General features: G+C 65.6%; 21 protein-coding genes. 7 read left to right on the top strand and 14 right to left on the bottom strand.

The genetic code is table 11. From position 1 onward, the window contains the following. Positions 1–33: 33 nt before the first annotated feature. On the top strand, positions 34–531 hold the full coding sequence (locus VHN57_RS03605; RefSeq protein WP_278984443.1) for an SH3 domain-containing protein: 498 nt from the start codon (positions 34–36) through the stop codon (positions 529–531). A gap of 32 nt (positions 532–563) precedes the next feature. Here the strand turns inward: VHN57_RS03605 and VHN57_RS03600 are convergent, their stop codons facing one another. After that, positions 564–902 carry a hypothetical protein gene (locus VHN57_RS03600; protein WP_278984444.1) on the bottom strand — a complete coding sequence of 113 codons (339 nt, stop codon included), beginning with the start codon at positions 900–902 and terminating at the stop codon, positions 564–566. A 97-nt stretch (positions 903–999) separates the two neighbouring features. Here VHN57_RS03600 and VHN57_RS03595 point away from each other — a divergent pair, with 97 nt between their 5' ends. Next, positions 1,000–2,004: a hypothetical protein gene (locus tag VHN57_RS03595; protein ID WP_278984446.1), complete on the top strand. Its 1,005-nt coding sequence runs from the start codon at positions 1,000–1,002 to the stop codon at positions 2,002–2,004. 40 nt (positions 2,005–2,044) lie between these two features. Continuing rightward, positions 2,045–2,581: a CAP domain-containing protein gene (locus VHN57_RS03590; RefSeq protein ID WP_214865510.1), complete on the top strand. Its 537-nt coding sequence runs from the start codon at positions 2,045–2,047 to the stop codon at positions 2,579–2,581. A gap of 250 nt (positions 2,582–2,831) precedes the next feature. Here the strand turns inward: VHN57_RS03590 and VHN57_RS03585 are convergent, their stop codons facing one another. The 4 genes from VHN57_RS03585 to VHN57_RS03570 form a co-directional block, all read right to left on the bottom strand. Then, positions 2,832–3,029 carry a hypothetical protein gene (locus VHN57_RS03585; RefSeq protein WP_004211334.1) on the bottom strand — a complete coding sequence of 66 codons (198 nt, stop codon included), beginning with the start codon at positions 3,027–3,029 and terminating at the stop codon, positions 2,832–2,834. 129 nt (positions 3,030–3,158) lie between these two features. Beyond that, positions 3,159–4,472, bottom strand: coding sequence for an amidohydrolase family protein (locus VHN57_RS03580; protein WP_037511268.1), 1,314 nt, complete (start codon positions 4,470–4,472; stop codon positions 3,159–3,161). Further along, positions 4,469–5,872, bottom strand: a complete 1,404-nt coding sequence (locus tag VHN57_RS03575; RefSeq protein ID WP_278984448.1) for an amidohydrolase — start codon at positions 5,870–5,872, stop codon at positions 4,469–4,471. The genes VHN57_RS03580 and VHN57_RS03575 overlap by 4 nt, the downstream gene beginning before the upstream one ends. Further along, positions 5,869–7,398, bottom strand: a complete 1,530-nt coding sequence (locus VHN57_RS03570) for a peptide MFS transporter (protein WP_278984449.1) — start codon at positions 7,396–7,398, stop codon at positions 5,869–5,871. Before VHN57_RS03570 ends, VHN57_RS03575 begins: the two co-directional genes overlap by 4 nt. Positions 7,399–7,562: 164 nt before the next feature. Between VHN57_RS03570 and VHN57_RS03565 the strand changes: the two genes are divergently transcribed. Together VHN57_RS03565 and VHN57_RS03560 are read left to right on the top strand one after the other, a co-directional pair. Then, complete coding sequence (locus VHN57_RS03565; protein ID WP_278984450.1) at positions 7,563–8,141, top strand: nitroreductase family protein; 579 nt, start codon at positions 7,563–7,565, stop codon at positions 8,139–8,141. A gap of 73 nt (positions 8,142–8,214) precedes the next feature. Beyond that, complete coding sequence (locus VHN57_RS03560; protein WP_004211328.1) at positions 8,215–8,559, top strand: GntR family transcriptional regulator; 345 nt, start codon at positions 8,215–8,217, stop codon at positions 8,557–8,559. 29 nt (positions 8,560–8,588) lie between these two features. Here VHN57_RS03560 and VHN57_RS03555 read toward each other — a convergent pair whose 3' ends face one another. From VHN57_RS03555 to VHN57_RS03520, 8 genes are all read right to left on the bottom strand, one after another. Then, a complete protein-coding gene (locus tag VHN57_RS03555; RefSeq protein ID WP_423282797.1) occupies positions 8,589–10,604 on the bottom strand; it encodes a tetratricopeptide repeat protein in 2,016 nt (671 codons plus the stop codon). A 3-nt stretch (positions 10,605–10,607) separates the two neighbouring features. Next, on the bottom strand, positions 10,608–11,972 hold the full coding sequence (gene prsR, locus VHN57_RS03550; RefSeq protein ID WP_277788118.1) for a PEP-CTERM-box response regulator transcription factor: 1,365 nt from the start codon (positions 11,970–11,972) through the stop codon (positions 10,608–10,610). Next, the gene (prsK, locus tag VHN57_RS03545; protein WP_278984456.1) at positions 11,972–14,053 is read right to left on the bottom strand and encodes an XrtA/PEP-CTERM system histidine kinase PrsK; all 2,082 of its coding nucleotides are present in this window, start codon (positions 14,051–14,053) and stop codon (positions 11,972–11,974) included. The genes prsR and prsK overlap by 1 nt, the downstream gene beginning before the upstream one ends. A 10-nt stretch (positions 14,054–14,063) precedes the next feature. Then, entirely contained in the window at positions 14,064–15,452 is a 1,389-nt protein-coding gene (locus tag VHN57_RS03540; RefSeq protein ID WP_004211321.1) for a TIGR03013 family XrtA/PEP-CTERM system glycosyltransferase, read from the bottom strand. A 205-nt stretch (positions 15,453–15,657) separates the two neighbouring features. Further along, entirely contained in the window at positions 15,658–15,915 is a 258-nt protein-coding gene (locus VHN57_RS03535; protein ID WP_278984458.1) for a hypothetical protein, read from the bottom strand. Positions 15,916–15,997: 82 nt separating this feature from the next. Next, positions 15,998–16,747, bottom strand: coding sequence for a sigma-70 family RNA polymerase sigma factor (locus tag VHN57_RS03530; RefSeq protein ID WP_004211318.1), 750 nt, complete (start codon positions 16,745–16,747; stop codon positions 15,998–16,000). Positions 16,748–16,830: 83 nt separating this feature from the next. Further along, on the bottom strand, positions 16,831–16,962 hold the full coding sequence (locus VHN57_RS03525; protein ID WP_004211316.1) for a hypothetical protein: 132 nt from the start codon (positions 16,960–16,962) through the stop codon (positions 16,831–16,833). A 92-nt stretch (positions 16,963–17,054) separates the two neighbouring features. Next, positions 17,055–17,849, bottom strand: coding sequence for a response regulator (locus VHN57_RS03520; RefSeq protein WP_004211315.1), 795 nt, complete (start codon positions 17,847–17,849; stop codon positions 17,055–17,057). Between the two features lie 332 nt (positions 17,850–18,181). Here VHN57_RS03520 and VHN57_RS03515 point away from each other — a divergent pair, with 332 nt between their 5' ends. Both VHN57_RS03515 and VHN57_RS03510 read left to right on the top strand, forming a co-directional pair. Beyond that, on the top strand, positions 18,182–18,376 hold the full coding sequence (locus VHN57_RS03515) for a NepR family anti-sigma factor (protein WP_278984461.1): 195 nt from the start codon (positions 18,182–18,184) through the stop codon (positions 18,374–18,376). A gap of 59 nt (positions 18,377–18,435) precedes the next feature. Beyond that, positions 18,436–19,989: a sensor histidine kinase gene (locus VHN57_RS03510; RefSeq protein WP_278984463.1), complete on the top strand. Its 1,554-nt coding sequence runs from the start codon at positions 18,436–18,438 to the stop codon at positions 19,987–19,989. 7 nt (positions 19,990–19,996) lie between these two features. Here the strand turns inward: VHN57_RS03510 and tgt are convergent, their stop codons facing one another. Further along, complete coding sequence (gene tgt / locus VHN57_RS03505) at positions 19,997–21,127, bottom strand: tRNA guanosine(34) transglycosylase Tgt (protein WP_278984465.1); 1,131 nt, start codon at positions 21,125–21,127, stop codon at positions 19,997–19,999. Positions 21,128–21,153 lie beyond the last annotated feature (26 nt).

Below are 21,153 nucleotides of genomic sequence, written 5' to 3'. Positions count from 1 at the left end.
TCGCGACCGGCCGGACAAGCGTATGGAAAGACCATGGGTGATATGGGCAAAGGGTCGGGCATGAAGCGCCTGCGGCTGGGCGCGGGCATGATCGCGGCACTGACCAATATGAGCGGCGCGGCGGCGGCCCCGGCCAAGCCGGTGCCCTATTGGGCGTCGCTGTCGCATGACGAGGCGCGGATGCGCGTCGGCCCCAGCCTCGATTACCCGTCCAACTGGGTCTATCAGCGCCGCGACCTGCCGGTGAAGGTGGTGCAGGTATTGGGCCTGTGGCGCAAGGTGGAAGACCCTGACGGTGCCCAGGGCTGGATGCATGTCCGCCTGCTGAGCGATACCGCCACGGCGATCGTCACCGCGGCGCAAGCACCGATGCACGAGGGCGCGAGCGAAACCAGCCGCACCCTGTTCCGCGCCGAAAAGGGCGTGGTCGGCCGGATCGGTTCCTGCTCGAGCGGCTGGTGCGCATTCGACGTGAAGGGCCAGAAGGGCTTCGTGAAGGCCAGCGACGTATGGGGCGCCACCAGCGGTTGAGCCCGGCGCCGCAAAAATAGGAAATGCCGCGCTTAACTTCGCATATTTCCCGCACATCCTGACATTTTCGTGCCGATGATGGAAATTATCGTGCGAAACCGTGGATGCGCGCGGACGATGGGAAAGAGCCGGCGACGGTATAGCGGAAAGCGGGCGCTGTAGGACAGACGCCACGGCCCCGGCGCCATCGCCCCTAAGGATTTTCCGCCATCGGCCATCCGGAATAGCCCGATTGTTTCGCACCCGACATCGTCATAGCAATCCGTTTGTCGCAGCGCGCCGGGATTGACCCCGACATCTGCCTGGACATGGGGGACAGCGATGGCTTGGAGCAGGCGCGCATTCATCGGCGCAACGGCAGCATCGGTCACGGGCCTGTCCCTGATACCGGGCCTGATACCAGCCAGGGCGAATGCGCAGGCGAACCGGCAAAAAACCTATGGCGTCGTCGAAATCCGACGAGGCGGAATGAGCGTCGCAGCCTACCGGTTCGACCGTGACCAGCTGGGCCAACGCAGGCTTTCGGGCTTCGAGCGCATGGCGCCGGAACCCACCGGCAAGGCCTTCGTGGAAACCGAACTGGCCAGCCCACTTGGCCCCGCAGCGGATGACACCATGGCTGCCCAGAGCGTCGAGATCGTGGCCGGCCATATCGATCGGCTGAAGTCCCAGCATGGATTGCAGACCAGCGACATTGCCGTGCTGGTCTCGGGCGGCCTGATCGACTTCGCGCCAGGCCGGGTGGAGCAATTCATCGCCGCCCTGCCCGCACGAACGGGCATCACGCCCGAAATCATATCGATCAAGGACCAGGCCCGACTGGGCTATGACTGGATCGTGCGCCCCGCCGACCGCCGCAACGTGATGCACGTCAACATCGCCAGCGGCACTATCAAGGGCGGCTATTATGACCAGCATGGCCAGTTTGTCGCCCTCTCGGCGCCCTATGGACCCAAGACGATGGCCGGTGCGGTCAAGCTTCGCTGGCCAGACGTCCGCACCGCCACCGTCGGCCAAAGGGCGTCGGAATTTTACGGCGATACGGTGGCGCCAGTGCTGGCGCCACAGATTGCAACGGAACCCCCGCTCCGGCAACGCCCGAACCTCTATCTGACGGGAGGGATCGTGACGGCAACCGCCGTGATCTTCCGCCCGAAGGCCATTATCCACCCTCATCACTGGGTGGAGATGCAACCCGATGATTTTGCGAACCTGCTCGGCCTGATCGCAAGCGGCACCCCTTATGGTGGGCCATTGCCCACGACCCTGGCCGGCGAGGAAGGCGACCGCGTGCGCGACGCCCTGCGCCGGGTGCGAAACAGTTTCAACCCGCATGAGATGGCCGCCGGGGCGGCGATCGGCGATGGGCTAGCCCGCCAGTTGCGCTTTGACCAGCGGACCAGGCTGGCGCTGCCCCAATTGGCCGGCACCCAGATCTGGGTTTCGCAATATCTGCTCGAAAAATTCGGCTGATGCCCCGCGCCCGATCCACCATCAGAGCAAGGAGAGGTTGATGATGCTGGAGCTTCTCACGCGCCCATCGATACAGCGGTCAGCCGCCATTCTGCTAGGCCTTATCGCCGCACTGCCGGTCCAGGCCCAGAACCGGCTCGACAATTTCGACCAGCGCGTCCTGGCTGCCCATAATGCGGAACGGGGACAGATTGGCGTGCCGAACCTTAGCTGGAGCCCGGCGCTTGCCGCCGACGCGGCGCGATGGGGCGCCAATCTCCAGACGCTGAGCGATCTCGAACATGATGGTTCGCTGGTCGCCGAGGGCGAGAATCTGTGGCGGGGCAGCAAGGGCGCCTATACGCCCGAAGACATGGTCACCATGTGGATCGACGAGAAGGCGGCGTTCAAGAACGGCGTGTTCACCGATGTGAGCACATCGGGCCAGTGGGAAGATGTCGGCCATTACACGCAGGTGATCTGGCGCGACACGACGCAGGTGGGATGTGCGCTCGTCACCGTGGCCAGCGGCGAGGATGAGATACTGGTCTGTCGCTATCTGGACGGCGGCAATGTCACCGGCCAGATGACCTACTAATCGCGCGTGATCATGCGGCGCCTGTCGCGCAGGGAGGGCAGCATTCCTGTCAGAAGTCGACCATGACCGAGAGCCAGAGGCGGCGCCTTTCCCGGTTAATCGAATGGGTCGGCAGTTCGCGCCATGGACTGCCCGTTCGAACAGTCTACAGCACGACTTCCATGAATAGCTGATTGTTCTTGCCGCTACGTCCGGGGGCAGTTTTCCCAGATAGTGTGCTTCTATCGTCGCCCAGCTGGATTCACGGCCCCTAGAACAGGCTGCCGTCTATATCCGGCTCGGGGCTGTCCTGCATGCCTCTGGTCTGGATGGCCATTTCGACTTCGCCGGCCAGCAGCGCGGCGTCGTTGCCGGTGAAGCCGCTTTCGGCATCGATCAGATCATCCAGTTTGAAGCGGGCGGCAAACATCTGGAACCGCTCGAGGGCTTCATTCAGTTCATCGGGCATGGGGCCTCTCCTATCGCGGTTGCGTCCTGCCCCAACGAGGCGGGGTCGCCTTTGGTGCCATGCCCCCCCCGCATTTTGCCGGCAGATGTGCGCGGCATGAAAAAGGGGGCCGTGGCCCCCTTCCCCATCTTACCATTCATAGGCCTTGGGCAGGCTGCCCTCGGCCGGGGTGGCGTAGCGGTCGCGCAGCTTGGTCTGGCGATTGTCGATCGGCTGCTGGATGCCGTCGATCCACACCGCGACCGGCGCCGATTCCATTTCCAGCGGATCGCCGTCCCAGATCACCACGTCACCCGCCTTGCCGGCCTTGAGCGAACCGATCCGGTCACCCAGCCCCATCGCCTCGGCCGGGGCGGAGGTGATGCTGCGCAGCGCCTGGCCCCAGCTGAGGCCAGTGGCACCAGGCACCTTGTTGAGGGCGACCATATTGCCCGCCTGCTGGGTGGCGAGGCGCAGTTGCAGCGCTTCGTCCCGGTCCATCAGGCCCATGGCGACGGGCACGCCCGCCTTCACCATGCGGCCGACATTGCTCTGGGTCGCCGCCAGCTTCTCGAAGCTGGAAGGCAGGTCGTCGAGCCCGCCGGCGATCACCGGCACCTTGGCGGCGGCGATCTGGCTGGCGACCATCCAGCCCTCGGTCGCACCGGCGAGGATCAGCTTCAGCGCCGGGAAGTCCTTCCGGAGCGCCAGCACGCCGAGAATGTCGCGCGCGCTTTCAACATGGATCATCAGCGGCATCGCGCCGGTGACGACGGGGACCAGCGCCTCGGCATCGACGCGGTTGAGCAGCGCGTCCTTCGACCGGCCATCATAGCTGGCCGGGGCCCTGGCATAATCCTGCGCCTCGCGCAGCATCATCTTGAAAGTCAGATAGGCGGCCGGTCGGCTGCCGCCGGCATCCTCCGCCCCCTCTTCGCCCATCTCGACATATTGGAAGGCGCGCGCCTTGGTGATCGGGTCCATATCGGCACCAAGATCGACCACCGCGCCCTGCCCGGCAAAGATGCCGTTGCCGGTCGCGGGCACGACCACCGCGCGGGTCACGCCGGCGGTGCGGCTGATCGCGATCGGATTGGCCAGCGGGTTGATCGCCGGCGCAACATCGATCGCGGCCGAGAAGGGCGTGCGGGCGTTGATGTCGTTGGTTTCCTTGACGCCGGGCACTTCGGCCAGGCCAACGCGCGAGAAGCCCGAGACGATGCCGGGCGTCACCCATTTGCCGCTGGCGTCGATGGTCTTGGCGCCGGCCGGCACGGCGACGCCGGCCCCGGCGGCCACCACCTTGCCCGCGGAAATGACCACGGTGCCATTCTGGATCGGTTCCGACCCGTCCCCGATCGCCAGGGTGGCGCCGGTAATCGCGATGGTCTGGGCCAGGGCCATGGGCGAGGCGGCAACGGCCAGCAGCGCGGCGGCCGCGCGAATTGCGGTCTTCATCGTCATTTCACGTCTCCCGCGCCGATCTGGCCGAGTTCGAAGTCGGTTACCGGGCGCCGCTTGGGATCATTGGCGTCATAGAGCAAGGCGCCGTCGACCCAGACCTTTTCCGGCCGGGTATAGGTGCTGAACGGGTTGCCGTTCCACAGCACGACATCGGCCATCTTGCCGACCTTCAGGCTGCCGGTCTGGTCGGCGATGCCCATCGCCTTGGCCGGGTTGATGGCAAGCCAGGTCCAGGCGATCTCGTCAGGGATATTGATGCCCATGCGACGGCCCGCGCCCAATGTCTTGGCCGCTTCCTGGTTCAGCCGCTGAATGCCATTCTCGTCATCGGAATGGACGATGGCGCAGGCGCCCGCCTGGTGGACGAGCGGGACATTTTCCTTGATCCCGTCATAGGCTTCCATCTTGAAGCCATACCAGTCGCCCCACATGGCGGCGCAGATGCCGTTCTCGCGCAGCAAATCGGCGATCTTGTAGGCCTCGACCGCGTGGTGGAAGGCAGTGACCTTGTAGCCGAACTCCTTCGACATATCGATCACATTGGCCATCTCGTCGGCGCGGTAGCAATGGTTCTGGACCAGGATCTTGCCTTCCAGCGCGTCGGCCAGCGTCTCCATGCCCAGGTCACGGGTCTGGTCCTTACCGGCGGCGCGCTTCTTCTGATATTCGCGCGCCTTGATCCAGGTCTGGCGATCGACCGCCATATTGCCCATGCGGGTGCTCGGCTCGCGCCCCTTGGCGCCATAGACACGCTTGGGATTTTCGCCACAGGCCATCTTCAGGCCATAGGGCGCGCCGGGGAATTTCATCCCCTGCATGGTGCGCGCCTGGACATTCTTCAGGATCACGCTGCGGCCGCCGAACAGATTGCCCGACCCCGGCAGGATCTGAAGCGTGGTGACGCCGCCATTGGCGAGCGCGCGACCGAAACCGGGATCCTGCGGCCAGACCGAATGTTCGGCCCAGACATGGGGCGTGACCGGCGAGGTCATTTCATTGCCGTCCGAATGCGCATCCACAGCAGGCGAGGGATAGACGCCGAGATGGCTGTGAATGTCGATGACGCCGGGCGTCACATATTTGCCGGTGCCGTCGAACACCGCGATGTCGGCCGGGATCGGCGTGTCAGGGCCGCCGATCGAGGTGATCTTGCCACCCGACAGGAAGACGACGCCCTTGTCGATCCGCCCGCCCTCACCATCGAAGATGGTCGCGCCGCGGATCGCCGTGGCGACGCCCGGATAGGGCTTGTAGGTCGAAGGATAGGGATTGTCCGGCTCGGCCGAACTGCCCTGAGACGCCGGTGCGGGCTGATCCTTTTCCTTCTTGGCGACCGCCGGCGCGGTCATGCCGGTCGCGACCAGCGCCAGCCCCAGCAGCAGCTTGCTGCGTGCGTTCATACCTGTTTCCCCTTTTCAGCGGCAATGAGATCGAGATGCATCATGCGTTTCACATAGGGCGAGACCAGCAGCACCAGGCCGCCGACCACAACGGAAAACCAGCCGATGCGGCTGTAGACATCCAGCACCTGGGTCACGTCGCCCGTCTCGCCGCTGCCGGTGGTGCGCGCGATCAGGCCGGCGATGAAATTGCCTGCGGCCATCGCCAGGAACCAGGTGCCCATTACCAGCCCGACCATGTTCGACACCGACAGGCGCGTCATCGCCGACAGGCCGACCGGCGAGAAGCAGAGTTCCGCCATGGTGTGGAGCAGATAGATGAGGAAGACGAAGATCACCGGCGTCAGCGACTGGCCGGCCATCGCCGCGCCCGCGACCAGCACCAGGAAGCCGGCGCCGCACAGGATGAGACCGATGCCGAACTTGGCGGGCGAGGATGGTTCCAGCCGGCGCTTGTCGAGGAAGGTCCACAGCACCGCGAACAGCGGCGCGAGCAGGATGATGTAGATGGAATTGACCGACTGGAACAGCGAGGCCGGCACGTCCCAGCCCAGGATAACGCGATCGACATTGCGGTCGGTGAAGATGTTGAGCGAGGAACCGGTCTGTTCGAACAGGCCCCAGAAGAGCGGATTGAGCGCGATCAGGAAGAGCGCGGCGAACATCCGGTCGCGCTCCACCTTGGTCAGCACCGTGACCGAGCGCCAAAGGATGTAGGCGACCGTCAGGGCCGAGAAGATCAGCAGCGTATAGCCCAGCAGTTCGGCATAGCGGATGACCATCCAGATCGCCGCCACGCCCAGCGCGGCGCTGGCATAGATGGTCCATTCCTGCGAGATCGTGCCGATCGCCGGCGCGCGCAGCTTTTCCGGCGCGGGCGGCTCGCCCTTGCCCAGCAGCCAGGGCCGCAGCCAGACGAACATGACGAGGCCGAGCAGCATGCCGACGCCGGCGGCGCCGAAGCCCCAGCTCCAGCCCCACAGCTCGCCCAGCAGGCCGCAGACAATCGGTCCGCTGGCGCCGCCCAGGTTGATGCCCATGTAGAAGATGGAGAAGGCCGGGTCGCGGCGATGATCGTCACGGGCATAAAGTTCGCCCACCAGCACCGAGATATTGGCCTTCAGGAAGCCGGTGCCGACGATGATGCTGGCCAGCGCCAGATAGAAGCCGTTGAGATAGAAGGCATCCTGCCCCCCCGGCCCTTCGGTGATGGCGATCAGGAAATGGCCGATGGCAATGAACACGCCCCCCACCAGCACCGCCTTGCGCGGCCCCAGGAACCGATCGGACAGATAGCCGCCTATCACCGGCGTGATATAGACCAGCGAGGTATAGGCGCCGTAGAGGATATAGGCCTTGTCCTCGCCGAACAGGAAATGTTTGGTGAGGTAGAAAATCAGGATGGCACGCATGCCATAATAGGAAAAACGTTCCCACATTTCCGCGAAGAACAGCAGGAACAGGCCGCGCGGATGGCCGAGCCAGGTCTTGCCTGCCTCCGCCGGTACGGTGATTGCGGTCGCCATCGGACCCCCTTGAAATTGTCTTTTTGTGCCGGCCGGCAAGAGCGGCGGCGTTATGGCGCGGACCCTAGAGGGGAAAGGTGGGCAGAGTCAAAGCAGGGTTGAAGCGATAGGAAGTGCGCCCTTCGCCCTTGCGCCCGGCGGCAAAGCGTCCCATTTGGCAACCGATGTTCAACGACCTTTCCAGCCCCCTCGCCCTGCTGCAGACCCGCCGTTCCGGCAAGCCGCGCGACCTGATCGCGCCCGGCCCGGACGATGCGCAGCTGCGCCAGATCCTCGAAGTCGCGCTGCGCACGCCCGATCATGGCAAGCTGGCGCCCTGGCGCTTCGTGATCGTGCCGCAGGACAAAAGGGAAAAGCTCGCAGAGGTGCTGGAGGCCGCCTATCGCGCCGAGAAGCCGGAGGCCGGACGGCTGGAGATCGAGGCGATGCACCAGTTCGCGCATCAGGCGCCGACGCTGGTCGTGGCGCTGTCCAAGCCGGTCGCGGGCAGCAAGATCCCGGTCTGGGAGCAGGAATTGTCGGCCGGCGCCGCGATCATGAACCTGCTGCACGCCACCCATGCGCTGGGCTTTGCCGGCGGCTGGTTGACCGGATGGCCGAGCTTCAATGACGATGTGCGCGACGCCTTTGGCAGCGCGGACGAGCGGCTGGCCGGATTCGTCTTCATCGGCACGCCTTCACGCGCGCTGGAAGAACGGCCCCGGCCAGATTATAACGATATCGTATCGACATGGGACAGATAATTACCGAAAATACGGGCTTTCACGTAACAAGGTCCATTGACCTGCACGGCTGTATTATGGCACTGATGCACTTATGAGCGACGAATCCAAACCCGTCTATCTCCGCCTTCGCGAGATCATTGCCGCCTCCATCCTGGATGGGGACTATCGCGATGGCGACCTCCTCCCCTCGGTCCGCGCCTTTGCCGCGCAGCAGGGCGCCAATCCGCTGACCGTGGCCAAGGCCTATCAGAGCTTTCAGGATGACGGTCTGGTCGTCGTGAAGCGCGGCGTGGGCATGTTCGTCGCCGATGGCGCGACCCGCAAGCTGCGCGAGGCGGAACGCAGCCGCTTCCTGGAAAGCGTGTGGCCGCCGGTCGCAGCGCAGATCAGGCGGCTGGGCATTCGGCTCGACGAACTGGATAGCCAGAAGGTCTGAAGAAGAGCGCCCCACGGGGCGCTTTTTTTTTACAAGGCAGCGAGCGCCTTCACCGCCAACTGGCGATCGGGGAAATTGGCGCTTGCCGCGCGCGACAAAGCGCGCTTCGCCTCCGCCTTGCGCCCGGCAGCGGCATAGGCCTGCCCCAGATGGAACTGGAAAGGCGGGTTTTGCGGCGCGAGGGCGACCGCCTTTTCCAGCAGATCGATCGCCGCCGGCCCCTGCGCATCGGTGCGCAGCAGCACCAGGCCGTAGATATCGGCGGTGACCGGATTGGCCGGCATCAGGCGATAGGCCTGGGCGGCATAGAGGCGCGCCTTGCCGGGCGATCCCGTTTCCAGGCTCGCGCGGGCCAGATCGGCCATCAGCAACGCATCATGGCCGCCGGTCTGGGCTTCCACAGCCTGCAACAGGCGTAGCGCGCCGCGCCAGTCATGCGCCTGCATCGCCGCCCCGGCCGCCAGCCGCTGCATCTCCACGTCCATCGGATTCTGCGCCAGGAACAGGCGGACGAGTTGCAGCGCGCGGGCGGGATCGCCCGCCGCGCTCCAGGCCGCGACCAGCCGCAGCGCGGCATTGCGATCGAACCGGATATTGGCCGCCGCCTCGAAACTGCGGGCGGCATCGGCCGGCCGGCCGGCAGCGACCAGAGCATCGCCCAGCACCACATGGGCGGCCGGCGCGCCGGGATTGGCGCGCGCCAGCAGCCCGGCGCGGTCAATCGCCTCGGCCGTGCGCCCCTGCATCAGCAGCGCGCGGATATAGGGGATATTGTCGGCCGCGGTGGCGACATCGGCCGGCGGCGTCATCACGGCATTCGCCCCACCCAGCAGATCCGACGAGGGACGCACCGGCCAGGAGGCACGGGCCAGCAGCGCATCGGCCTGCACGCGATCGCCCAGTTGCTCCTGCGCGCGGGCGGCCAGCGTCAGCACATAGGGATCGGCATCATGGCGATCGACAAGGGGGGCGAGCGTCGCCGCCGTGCCGGCATAGTCGCCGGTCAGATAGGAAGCGCGGGCGAGCAGCGTGCGCGCCACGCGATTGTCGGGCTGCATCGCCACCAGCGGCCCCAGCGCATCGGCCGCCAGCACGGCATTGCCGTCCGATAGATGCAGCACGCCGCGCAGCAACCGGGTCGCCGGCTCGCCATCCAGCCGGCCATCGGTGCGGGCCAGCAGCGTGCGGGCAAGATCGATCTGGCCGGCGCGGGCAGCGATCACCGCCTGAAGGAACCAGGCGCGCGGATTACCGGGATCGAGCGCCAGGATGCGCCGGCTGACGCTGAGCGCGCGGCTCGCGCGGCCGGCATCGGCCAGCGTCGCGGCATATTCGGTGAGCGGGGCAAGCGCATTGGGATGATCGTCGAGCGCCCGTTCGAACCAGGGCAACGCCGCCACCAGCCCATATTGATCGCGGATCAGCATGCCGCGCAGGGTCAGCGCATCCGGATCGCCCGGTGCCAGCGTCAGAGCCCTGTTCGCCGCCGCAATCGCCCCGGCCTGGTCGCCCAGCATCAGGCGGAACCGGCCGAGATCGATCCAGGTCCGGGCTGCGCGCGGGGCGAGATGCAGCGCATCGTCAAAGGCGCGCTGGGCGGCGTCATTGTCGCCCTTGGCCTGCCAGGCGCGGGCTGCGACACGGGCGGCCTCGGCCGACTTGCCTTCTCCCGCCTGCACCGCGCGCAGGGCGCCATCGGCATCGCCCTGCAACAGCAGCGCCTGCGCCAGCAGTCCATTCGTGTCCGCGACGCTGGCGCCCAGCCTGCGCGCGCGCAGCAGATCGGCCTGCGCCGCGGCGCCATCGCCCAATTGCACCAGCGCGCGGGCATGGCCCAGCCGCGCCGTGAACGATGCCGGATTGCCACGAATGGCGTTCATCAACTCGATCCGGGCGGTGCGTGCATCGCCGGCATCCAGCGCGGCCAGCCCACGCGCGAGCGCCGCACTGCCGTCCGCCTCATGCACGCGCCATTGCCACAGGCCGGCCAGCGCCAGCAGCAGCAGGGCAAGGCCCGCCAGCAGGATCAGGCGTGAGCGCCGCATCGATCAGCCCTGCATCTTATATTGTTTGAGCAGATCATAGAGGGTCGGCCGGCTGATCCCCAATATCTTGGCGGCACTGGAAATATTGCCGTCGGTGCGCGCGATCGCCCGGCGAATGGCGCGTCGATCGGCCATTTCGCGCGCGGCCTTGAGATTGACGACCTCGCTGCCTTCGGCCCGATCACCGTCGAGATCGAGATCGGCCGCCGTCACATGCTTGCCATCGGCCATGATGACCGCGCGCTTCACGCGATTTTCCAGCTCGCGGACATTGCCCGGCCAGCCCCAGGCATCGAGTGCGGCGAGCGCATCGGGGGCGAAGCCCTTGACCTGCGGGTTCATGTCCTGCGCGAAGCGGGTGAGGAAATGGCGCGCGAGCAGCGCCGGATCGCCCGGCCGGTCGCGCAGCGCGGGGATGCGGATGACGATCTCGGCCAGGCGATAATAGAGATCCTCACGGAAGCTGGCGGCGGCGATCATCGCGTCGAGATCCTGATGGGTGGCGCACACGATGCGCGTGTCCACCGCGATCGGCTGGCGCCCGCCGATCCGTTCAATCACCCTTTCCTGCAGGAAGCGCAGCAGTTTCACCTGCAAGGGCAGCGGAATGTCGCCGACCTCGTCCAGGAACAGGGTGCCGCCCTGCGCCTGCTCGATCTTGCCGGGGGTGGTCTTGACCGCGCCGGTGAAGGCGCCCTTTTCATGCCCGAACAGTTCTGATTCCAGCAGGGTTTCGGGGATGGCCGCGCAATTGATTGCGACGAAGGCACCGCCGCGACGCGGGCTGGCATCATGCAGACCCTGCGCCAGCAATTCCTTGCCGGTGCCGCTGGCGCCCAGCAGCATGACCGAGACATCGGCGCTGGCGACCCGCTCGATCGTGCGGGCGACCCGCATCATCTCCGGCGCGCCGGTAATCATCCGGCCGAGCACCCTGCACCCCTCCGGCGCGGCTTCGGCGAGGCGGGCATTTTCCTGCTCCAGCGCGTGGACGTGGAAGGCGCGGCGCACGATCAGGCCCAGTTCGTCGATATCGACCGGCTTCTGGTAGAAATCATAGGCACCGCCGGAAATGGCATTGAGCGCGCTTTCCCGTGCGCCATGGCCCGACGCCACGATCACCTTGGTATCGGGCTTGATGCGCAATATCTCCTCCAGCGTGGCGAAGCCCTCGCTGGTGCCGTCCGGGTCCGGCGGCAGGCCCAGGTCGAGCGTCACCACATCGGGCGCCTCCATCCGCAGCATCTCGATCGCTTCCAGCCGGTCGCCGGCGATGAACAGCTGATAATCCTCATAGGCCCAGCGCAATTGCCGCTGCAGGCCGGGATCATCCTCGACGATCAGCAATTTGGGGCGGGTGTCGCTCATCAGGCGGCCTTTCCTTGAACATCATCGCGCGCCGGCGCGGGCGCCAGCGGCAGGCGCAGGGTGAAACGGCTCCCCACGCCGGGTTTGCTTTCCACGTCGATCCGCCCGCCCATCGCCTCGGCAAGGCTGCGCGCCTCGAAAGCGCCGAGGCCAAAGCCGCCAGCCTTGCTGGACGAAAAGGGCTTGAACAGATCGCGGCGAATGAATTCGGCGGTCATGCCGCAGCCCTGATCGACCACGGCCAGCGTCGCCTGGCCATGCGCGCTGCCCAGATGCAGTTCGACCGGACGATCGGCATCGCTGGCGTCGATCGCATTCTGCAGCAGATGGACCAATATCTGCTCGACCCGCGCCGGATCGGCGAGCGCGACCGGCACGTCACCGCTGACGGTGATGGCGCGCAGGCGGGCGCGGCTGCGCACGACCTGATCGACCAGCGGCCCCAGCGCCACCGGGCGCGGCTCTTCGGGCCGGCCCTTGTTATGCTGCGACAAGCGGGCCAGCATGTCGTTCATCTTGCCCACCGACTCCTTGAGCGTCAGCAGCATGTCGGCGCGGAAATCGGGATTGTCGGCGTGCCGCTCTGCATTGCGCGAGAGCAGGGACAATTGGCTGACCAGATTCTTGATGTCATGCGCGATGAAGGCGAAGCGGCGGTTGAACTCGTCGAAGCGCTGGGCGTCGTCGAGCGCCTGCTGCCCCTGCGCCTCGCTGATATGGGTCGCCGCCTGGCGCCCGGCGGCGCGCAGCATGTCGAAATCCTCCCAGTCGAGGCGACGGTCGATTGGCGGCGGCGCAAGCAGGATCGCGCCGATCAGCCGGCCATAATGGAGCAACGGCACCAGCGCCCAGACATGGGCATCCTCGATCAGCCAAGGCGGCAGGTCGAAGGTGGCGTCGCCATCGCGGATGCGACCGACATCGACGATCCAGCCGCTCCCTTCCCAGCTTTCCAGCTGGTCGAGCGGCAGGGACAGGCCGGCAATCGGCTCCTGCGGCCAGTTCCATTGCGCCTCGAACGCCAGCCGACCGTCATCGGCGCGCAGCAGCAGCAGGGCGGCGGGGGAATCGGTGATGTCGGCGACCGCCTTGGCCACCCGCTCGCCCAGCGGCGGGGCATTTTCGCCCGGACGGCCGATGGTTTCGCCAAAGCGCATCCATTCGGTGCGATAGTCGTAGCGATGCTGGAAGAAATGCTTGGCGACCTGCACCTTCCACAGCGCGCGCATCTGTGGCGAGGGCAGCAGGACGAGCGCGGTCACCGCGACAAAGAAGACTGCGCCAATCTCCACCACCCGCGCATAGGGGCCGGCGATCATTTCGATCAGCACCGCCGCCGCGGTCAGCACCACGACATAGAGGCCGACCGCGACCAGCGAGAGCGACTGGAAGGCGATGGTGCGCGACAATTGCAGCCGCCCGGCCATTTCCTTGCGCATGCCGATCGCGATGACCGGCGCCAGAAGCGCCATCAGCGGCCCGCGCAGCGCGTATAGCTCGTTGACCCGATCCATCGCGAAATAGCCGATGACATAGAGATTGAGGTCATAAGTCCACATCGCCGCCAGCGCGCCGAGCAGCAGCGATACCCGACCGCGATCGCGCGAGGGCCAGGCGGTGTAAAGATGATGGACCAGCAGCAGGCAGCCGATCGCCGTCATCATCCGCAGCACCAGCGACACTGCCACCAGCATCTGATGCAGATCGCTGCGGACCGGCAATTGCCGCCAGGTGAGATCGGTCGAGGTCTGGAGGAAGATGAGGCCGGCAACGGCGAGATAGACGAGACCGACAGCGACCAGCGCGCCGCTGCGCGAGGCCGGGCCGCGCCGCAGCATGACGAACAGCAGCATCAGCCAGGCCGCGTTGCGGACGCTTTCCCCGATGCCCGACAGCGGCTTGTCGACGCCGCCGAACGAGACATAGAGCGCCCAGCAGGAGGTCAGCAGCAGCGCGCTGGCGAGCATGCGCGGTTCGGCCGCATCGTCCCGGCGCCGCAGGATGAAGATGCCAAGCGCGGCGAACAGGACCGCGGCCAGTGCATGGCCCCAGTCGCCGATGAATTGCAGCAGCGCGCTCATCGCCTGCCGCTCAGCGTGCGCCGTCAGGCCAGAGGATCACCCGCACCGTCTGGATCAGGATCAGCAGGTCCAGGAAGGGCGTGTAATTCTTGGCATAATAAAGATCATATTCGAGCTTGTGGCGGGCATCCTCGATCGACGCGCCATAGGGATAGTTGATCTGCGCCCAGCCGGTGATGCCCGGCTTCACCATATGCCGTTCGGCATAATAGCGCAGATGCTGTTCCAGATCCTCGACGAACTGGCGCCGTTCCGGGCGCGGACCGACGAAACTCATCTCGCCCTTGAGGACAGTCCAGCTCTGCGGCAGTTCGTCGATGCGCAGCTTGCGCAGCCAATAGCCCAGGCGCGTGATCCGCGGATCATCCTTCTCCGCCCAGACTGCCTGGCCCTTGACCTCCGCATCCTGGCGCATGGTGCGCAGCTTCACGATCCAGAATTCCTGGCCATAGAGGCCGACGCGCTGCTGCCGGTAGAAAGCCGGGCCACGGCTGTCGAGCTTCACCAGCAAGGCGGCGAACAGGATGATCGGGCCGGTCAGCAGCAGCAGGATCGAACTGGCGATGATGTCGAAGATGCGCTTGGCGATGCTCGACAGGCGACGACCGGCGGAAAAACCGTCGGAAAAGATCAGCCAGCTGGGATTGACGCTGTCGAGATCGACGCGCCCGGTCTCGCGCTCCAGGAAGGTCGAGAGATCGTTGACATGGACGCCGGTGGTCTTGATCCGCAGCAGGTCGGACATGGGGATGGCGTTGCGCCGTTCCTCCAGCGCCAGCACGACCTCGCTGGCGTTCAGCCGCACCACATAATCGGACATGTTGTAGATGGCGGTGCGGTTGATCGCTTCCTCCACCACCTGGTCGCCGTCGTTCATGGCGATATAGCCGACCACCAGGAAACCGGCGCCGCGCTTCTGTTCCAGGTCGCGGATGCGGTTGGCGCGCCGGCCAGCCCCCAGCACGACAAGGCGGCGCTTGAACGCCTCACCGCCGAGCAGCGACCCCAGCAGCATGCGGGCCAGCAGCAGCAGCCCCATCGCCAGCCCCATCGCGTAGAGCGAATTGGAGCGCCACAGGGTGATGCCGGGCAGCAGGAAATACATGACCGAGAGGAAGATGACGCCGAGCGAGATGGCGACGAGCAGGCGGGCGAAGGCGAAGCGGATCGATTGCAGCGCTTCGGGGCTGTAGACGCCGACCGCGATCATGCCGGTCTGGATGGCGAAGGCGAAGCTCAGCAGCGGGCCGATGCGGGTCGCGATCGGCTCGACATCCATGCCGATCTGATGCGCGCGCAGGATCCAGCCCGCTTCCGCCGCGCCGATCAGCAGCAGGAAATCGAGCAGGCCGAGCAGCAGCACCGCATGAGGGACATAATGTTTGAACAGCCTGATCATCGTATCGCGCTTCTTCCCGCAGCACCGCCCCTCCGGTCGGGAAGGGCCGCCAACTGGAGTCGGCCCAGCCTTACAACAAGCTGTAAGGAAATCCGACAGGGCTCAGACCCTGCCTGAAAATGGCAAAGAAAATCTGAAGATAGCGCCAATGATTGTAAATCAAGGCGACACCGGATCGCCTTGTCCCGCCCGATCGCAAGGAGGTTCAGTTGTTGTTGCGCAGCTTGTCCGCGGCATTGCGCGCGGCTTCACCCACGATCCGGGCACCATTGTCGACCGAATCCGCCGCCTGGGTAATGGCGTCGGCGCGCCGATCCTCTCGGCTTTCGTCGGTGAGGTAGAAGAAGCCGATCGCCAGGATCAGGGCCAGCGCCACCAGCGCGAAGACGATACCTCCGCTGCCTTGCGGACGATCCGAGCGTCGCCCGGTCCGATCCTGTCGATGTTGCGGGTCGCTGCCCATGGCTTCCATCCTTCCCATGGCATTTCAACCGACAAGCCGGGCGGATCGTTCCCGATCACGCCAGGGCAATGGCATCCCGCCCTCAATCCTCGGCGGTCTTGCCACCCATGTCGTCATCGCCATCGTCGTCGGCGGCACCATGGTCGACCAGATTGTCGGAAATGCGGCCACGGCTCAGGCGATCGACATCGTCCATAATCTCGTCCAGCACCGCCGTGTCGGTCGTTTCCTGCGTCCGGCGCGAGGGCAGCGCGCCCTCCTCCAAAATCTGCTCGAGCGCGGCGCGACCGCGGGCCACGCGGCTCTTGATCGTACCGACCGCAACGCCGCAGATCTCCGCCGCTTCCTCATAGGCAAAGCCCCCCGCGCCGACGAGGATCAGCGCCTCGCGCTGGGGCTGGGGCAATTGCAGCAGGGCGCGCTGCATGTCGCTGAGTTCGACATGCTTGTCCTGGCCCGCGGGCGCGGCAAGCAGCCGGTCGGCGGTCAGGTCGTCCCAATCGCCACGGAAGCGCGAGCGGCGCATCTGCGAGAGATAATGGTTGCGCAGGATGATGAAGGTCCAGGCGCGCATGTTGGTGCCGGCCTGGAAGCGGGCACGGGCGGCCCAGGCCTTGAGCAGGGTTTCCTGGACAAGATCGTCGGCGGTGTCGCGATTGCCCGACAGGGATCGCCCGAAGGCGCGCAGATGCGGAATGACCGCGGCCAGTTCCCGCTTGAACTCACCGTCCGACAGTGCCTCGCGCGGCGCCTGGTTCAGCCCTTCATCCACGGCAGCAACCCCCGTTTCGACTGTCGCCCTCGCTGCATGAACCGAAGTCGTCAAAGCCATATATGCATCCGCACCCTAGTTCGATTACCGCCAAAGGCCAATTCCCAAGATACCCCTAGAAACGCCCATTTTTTTCCACTGCCTTACCGCCAGAGAACCAGCAGCATCACGATCACGGCCAGTGCGAGCGAAATGCCCAGCACATAGCGAACGACGTGCGGCGTGGCGCCGCCCCGTGCGTCCTGCGTCGAGATATGCTGCTCCTCGTCGGCCATCGGCCCTCTCCGAATCGTTACGCATATTTAACGCGTTAAAGCCGGGAGGGTTCCGCCGACCGTCACAAAGGATCGGCCGGCGGGAAGACAGGTCAGGCCGGGGCGGTCGCTTCGTCGAAGAAGAGCGCCTGCGAGATCGCGGCCTTGACCGTCGAGCGCTGGAACGGCTTGGTGATGAGGAAGGTCGGCTCGGGCCGTTCGCCGGTCAGCAGCCGTTCGGGGAAGGCGGTGATGAAGATCACCGGCACCGAGAATTCGGCGAGAATATCCTTCACCGCGTCGATGCCGCTCGAATCGTCGGCCAGTTGGATATCGGCCAGCACCAGGCCGGGCCGCTCCGCCAGCGCCTCGCGCACCGCATCCTCGCGGGTAACGGCAATGGCGGTCACGTCATGGCCAAGGTCGCGCACGATCGTCTCGATATCCATGGCGATGATCGGCTCATCTTCGATGATGAGAACCTTGGCACGGGTCTGCGCCTCGATCTCCTCCAGCGCTTCCTCGACCAGGGCTTCGACATCGGCGGTGTCGAGGCCGATCAGATAGCCGGCATCTTCCGTGGTGAAGCCTTCGAGCGCGGTCAGCAGCAGCGCCTGGCGCGGCAGCGGGGTCAGCCGGGCCAGGCGGGCATGGGCGATCGCCTCCTGCCCGATCGAACCCGAGAAGCCGGGCTCGTCATCCAGATGCGAGGACGACCAGATCGCATGGAAGGTCTTGTAGAGGCCGAGGCGAGGATCGACACCGCTGGGAAATTCTTCTGGCGCAGCGACGATCGCTTCGAGCGTGGCGCGGACATAGGCGTCGCCATGAGTCTGGCTGCCCGTCAGCGCGCGCGCGTAGCGCCGCAAGAAAGGAAGATGGGGGTGCAGTTGCTGTCCAAGCGACATCGGTAAGTCTTCTCCCTGCCCTGTCGGGCCTGTTGTCCGAAACATCGGCTCCGCCGGAGGATGGGATGACGATGCCGCGCTGGCAAGCCCCTCTCCCCCTGCCGCCGAATGACCGACGGTGCAAAAAATGCTTCGAATGCCGGAACCATCGACACCAAGATTTGTTTCACTCTCGTTCGGTTTTTTCGACGGTAACGGCTTTTTGGTGAAATTTGCCCAGCTTGGTGAATTGACGCCGCTATGCGTTGCGGCGAAATAGCGGACAGGCTGGCGTCACGGATTTAGCTTCAAAGGGGCTGATTTTGGTTTCTTCAACAACGGAACGGGACAGGATGGGAGGGGATATTGACGTCGGCACGACCATCCGCGACCGCGACATGAAGACTGCGCCCGAACCACGCAAGCGCCGCACGGCCGCGAAAAAGGACGAGGCCCAAGTGTCCCAGGTGCTCAAGTCCGTCTATCAGCGCACGGTCGACGAAGATATTCCCGTCGAAATGCTGGACCTGCTCAGCAAACTGGACTGATCAACGCTGGTCGGGGCGGCATTTCCCTGCCGCCCATACAAGGACCCTCTCGATCCCCCATGACCATGTTCGGCGTCTATCTCCGGTCCACCGGCGTCAAGATGTTCCTCATCCTGACGCTCGCGCTGCTACCGCTGGGGCTGATCGCGCTGGTGGCGTCGCTGCAGGCGATTCGCACCGCCGATCTGGAGAAGGAAGCGCTGCTGCGCGTCGCCGTGACGCAGAGCGCGCGCAAGATGACCGCCGATCTCAACGCCGATCGCACCGCGCTGGGCCTGACCGTCAACGCGCTGGCCGATGGCAAGGCGGACGGCGAAATCTGCAATCGCCTCTCCTTCTTCCTTACCGCGCAGGACCGCAGCGGCATCCGATTCTATATTTATGACCGATCGGGCAAGAAGCTGTGCGGATCGGCCACGCCGGAGCCGGTCGGCATTCCGCCCACGCGCCGCTTCATCGGTCCGCGCGTCGAACTGCTGTCGTCCGGCGACTTCCTGCTGTCGCGCACCCACAGCCATGATAATCGCGTCGCGGCGCTGGCCTATTATTCGCGGCCGCATCTCGAAAGCGTCGCCGATCCGGCCACCGCGCTGCAGAACCGGCAACTGAGCCTGCGCCAGGGCGAGCGGCAGATGATCGTCAGCCGCCCCGGCAGCCGGATCGACGGCCATAGCAGCAGCCTGTCCGCCCGGCTCGATCCGCCCGACATATTGCTGACCATGACGGTGCGCGAGCCGCCCGCGACGATCGCCCGGCTGCTGTCGCTGTTCCTGCCGCTGGTGATGTGGTTCGCGGCCGCCGCGATCGGCTGGTTCGTGGTCAATCGGCTGCTGATCCGCCCGCTGGTGCTGCTGCGGCGGCAGGTCGCCGCCTATCAGCCCGGCGAAGTGCTGGAGCCGTTGCGGCGCATCCGCACCCCCGCGCACGAGATCAGCGACCTGGGCGATACCTTTCGCGAGATCAGTGAGGATGTCGCCACCCATGAGGCGGAAATGGCCGCGGCGCTCGACACCCAGCGCAAGCTGACGCGCGAGGTGCATCATCGGGTCAAGAACAACCTGCAGATCATCGCCAGCCTGATCAGCCTGCACGCCCGGTCGGCGCATGAGCCCGAAGCGGTTTCGGCCTATGGATCGATCCAGCGCCGGGTCGATGCCCTGTCGGTCGTCCATCGCAACCATTTTGCCGAACTGGAGGACAATCGCGGCGTCGGCGTGCGCCCGCTGATTAGCGAATTGTCCGCCAGCCTGCGCGGCACTGCCCCGCATGAGGCGCGTCGTTTCGGCATCCAGATCGACAGCGACGATGATCTGCACATCAGCCAGGATGTCGCCGTTCCGGTCGCCTTCCTGGTGACCGAACTTGTCGAACTGGCGATGCTGTCCGATCCGCGTGCGACGATGCGAATCTCGGTGCATCTGGAGGCCGATCGTAACGACCGCGCCCTGTTGCAGATGGCGTCGCCCGCGCTGCGCGCCGGGCCGGAAATGACTTTATTGCTGAACGAACGTTATGGCCGGGTGCTGACCGGCCTGTCGCGCCAGCTCCGCTCCCCGCTCGATCATGATGCCGAAGCGGGCTGCTACAGCATCGCGATCAGCGTCATTCCCTGAACAGGCGTCAGACCCGCTGATAGTCGCGGCGGAAATCGGCCGTGAAGGTCGACAATGTGCCGGCCGCGATATTGTCGCGCAGGCCCTGCATCAGTTCCTGATAGAAGTGGATGTTATGCTGGGTCATCAGCATCGCGCCCAGCATCTCGCCCGACTTCACCAGATGATGGAGATAGGCGCGGCTCCAGGTCGCGCAGACCGGGCAGCCGCAACGCGGATCGAGCGGGCCCAGATCCTCGTTGAACTTGGCGTTGCGGATGTTGAGCGGGCCGGCCCAGGTGAAGGCCTGGCCATTGCGGCCCGACCGGGTCGGCAGCACGCAATCGAACATGTCGATGCCGCGCTCCACGGCGCCGACGATGTCGTCGGGCTTGCCCACGCCCATCAGGTAGCGCGGCTTGTCCTGCGGCAGCATGTCGGGCGCGAAGTCGAGCGTGGCGAACATCGCCTCCTGCCCCTCGCCCACCGCAAGGCCGCCCACGGCATAGCCGTCAAAGCCGATCTCGATCAGCTTTTCCGCCGAAATCTTGCGCAGCCCTTCGTCGAGCGAGCCCTGCTGGATGCCGAACAGGGCCGCGCGATCGGCATGGTCGCCGCCCGCATCGAAACCGTCGCGCGAGCGCTTGGCCCAGCGCATCGATCGCTCCATCGACTTGGCGGCCTCGTCATGGGTGCAGCCATTCTTGGTGCATTCGTCAAAGGCCATGACGATGTCGCTGTCGAGCAGCCGCTGGATCTCCATCGAGCGCTCGGGGCTGAGCATATGCTTGGAGCCGTCGAGATGGCTGGAGAAGGCGACCCCCTCCTCGCTCATCTTGGTAAGGGCGCTGAGGCTCATCACCTGATAGCCGCCGCTGTCGGTCAAGATCGGCCGGTCCCAGCCCATGAAGCCGTGCAGGCCGCCCAGCCGTGCCATGCGTTCGGCGCCGGGGCGCAGCATCAGATGATAGGTGTTGCCCAGGATGATGTCGGCACCGGTGGCGCGCACTTCGGCCGGGCGCATCGCCTTGACGGTGGCGGCGGTGCCGACCGGCATGAAGGCGGGCGTGCGGATCTCGCCGCGACGCATCTGGATCGTGCCGGTGCGGGCCTTGCCGTCGGTGGCGGCGATCGAGAAGGAAAAGCGGGACTTGGTCATCGCCGCGCTCTAGGAGCGAACGCCCG

This window comes from Sphingobium salicis subsp. salicis, from assembly GCF_049472635.1.
In the GTDB taxonomy this organism is placed as follows: Bacteria; Pseudomonadota; Alphaproteobacteria; order Sphingomonadales; family Sphingomonadaceae; genus Sphingobium; species Sphingobium yanoikuyae_A.
The sequence above is the reverse complement of the archived record's forward strand: the minus strand, read 5'-3'. Positions and strand labels throughout refer to the sequence as shown.